This window comes from Bacteroides sp. RTP21281st1_H5_RTP21281_210402, from assembly GCF_040918965.1.
GTDB lineage: Bacteria > Bacteroidota > Bacteroidia > Bacteroidales > Bacteroidaceae > Bacteroides > Bacteroides congonensis.
Genome location: NZ_JBCOWR010000049.1, coordinates 1 through 1,829 on the forward strand (window position 1 = coordinate 1; position 1,829 = coordinate 1,829).

1 protein-coding gene is annotated in these 1,829 nt (G+C 38.9%); it reads left to right on the forward strand.

Features of this window, described 5'->3' with window-relative positions; genetic code table 11:
- Positions 1–153 precede the first annotated feature (153 nt).
- A complete protein-coding gene (locus tag AB5443_RS25245; RefSeq protein WP_302408782.1) occupies positions 154–1,803 on the forward strand; it encodes an ISL3 family transposase in 1,650 nt (549 codons plus the stop codon).
- The last annotated feature ends 26 nt before the right edge of the window (positions 1,804–1,829 follow it).

Genomic DNA, 1,829 nt, shown 5'->3' on the forward strand with positions numbered 1-1,829 from the left:
GGTTCTTCGTCAAATTCCGTGCTTTTTTATTTTTAAATATGCCTTGTTTATATTTTATTATTTAGTTATAAATCAATATACTTTATAGTAATAAAAATAGCGAATATGCTTGTATTTTAGTAACTTTATAGCTGACCAAAGCATCCAGTTACTATGTATCCAAACATATCCGCCTTCGACAAAAATAATGAAAAAGAATCATTAAACAATCTTCAATCTAATAAAAGTTTTAGCCTTGTTTCCATCCGTCTTGCCGCGCCTGGCTTCAAGCAGGACCATCTGACGATACACGAAAATCACGTGTCAGTTCATTTATCCAGTATTCGCAAGACTTCCGTTTGCCCTTATTGCGGCCGAAGAACCAAACACGTACATAGTTATTATTTCCGTCATATTCAGGCATCTGAAAGCTTTAACATGGGTACTGTTCTTCTTGTAAAAGCCCGTAGATTTCGTTGTAAACACTGTGTACGCACTTTCAGCGAGTCCTTACCCGGTATAGCTCCCCGTTATGGACGAAAAACCCAAGAAGTTTTAGACAGAATAACTTCTGTATCTTTAAAAACGACTTCTCGTATCGCTTCATACTTATTGGGGCTTCAGCATATCTCTTGTAGCGCCTCCACTTGTCTACGCAGTATTGACCGGAATCTTCCGACTTCCCATGCTACAGCCATAGGAATCGATGACGCAGCTAAAAAGAAAGGGCACACTTATATGAGTGTGGTTGTGGATCAACATAGCCATCAGATCATTGCACTGCTGGACTGCCGTTCGGGTGAAGAGTTGGATAGCTATTTATTAGAAAACCAACAAATACAGTTTGTTACCAGAGACGGTTCCGCCACTTATGCCGACGCCATAAGCCGTTGCCTTCCGGGGGCAATTCAGATAAGTGACAAGTTTCATCTGATCAAAAAAATGCTTGATATGCTGGCCGATGAGTTTTCCGGGCTACTACGCGGCTTTTGGGGAGCGAAGAAAACATACAGCTTCCCAACCGTACAGGAATGTAAAACTGAGATTATGAAGGACTTTTGGAACCTGGGCGACCAAAGACATCGGGAGAAACTTCAGTTTTTTATAGAAGCGGATAATGCATACAGAGAAGGAAAGACTTTCTACCAGATAGCACAAACATATAATATGCATACAGAAAAGGTCAGGAAATTATTGTTCAAACATACACGTAAAGACTATATGAGCGATGAACAGAAATTAATCTTTAAATTTATTGATAAGCTGGCTCTGGAGTTTTCCTTGGGATGCTGGAAGGTGAATCAGTTAGTTAAAAGGATGGATAACAAACTCTCCGCATCTGCTATAAAACGAGTAAGTCAAACACTGAGAAACAATATCGGAAATCGGCAGAAAGAAATAAAAAAAGAGAATAGCAACATTGCAAAAAAAATAAAAGAAAACCGTATATCAAGAAAAACAATCCAGCGCTTTATACTTACCGGAAAAACAAAGTTGGAAGAACTTGAGAAACTTTATCAGAGTAAACGGGCCAAACAAGCAATAGAACTTGCACGAGAGTTCAGGGAAATTCTTAATAGAAACTCTCTGAATCCATTGGAGGGATGGCTCGAAAGGGCGGTGGAGGCAAAATCCCAAGCTATCAGAGGGTTTGCCAAATATATAAAATCAGACCTGAAAGCGGTAAAGGCAGCTATTGATTATTCCTGGAACAACGCAGTACTGGAAGGAACTGTTAATAAATTAAAGGCAATCAAAAGACAAATGTATAACAGGGCAAACATAAAATTACTGTTTGCTAAAATTAATGGATTTAGCACATAAAAAAGCACGGAATTTGACGAAGAACC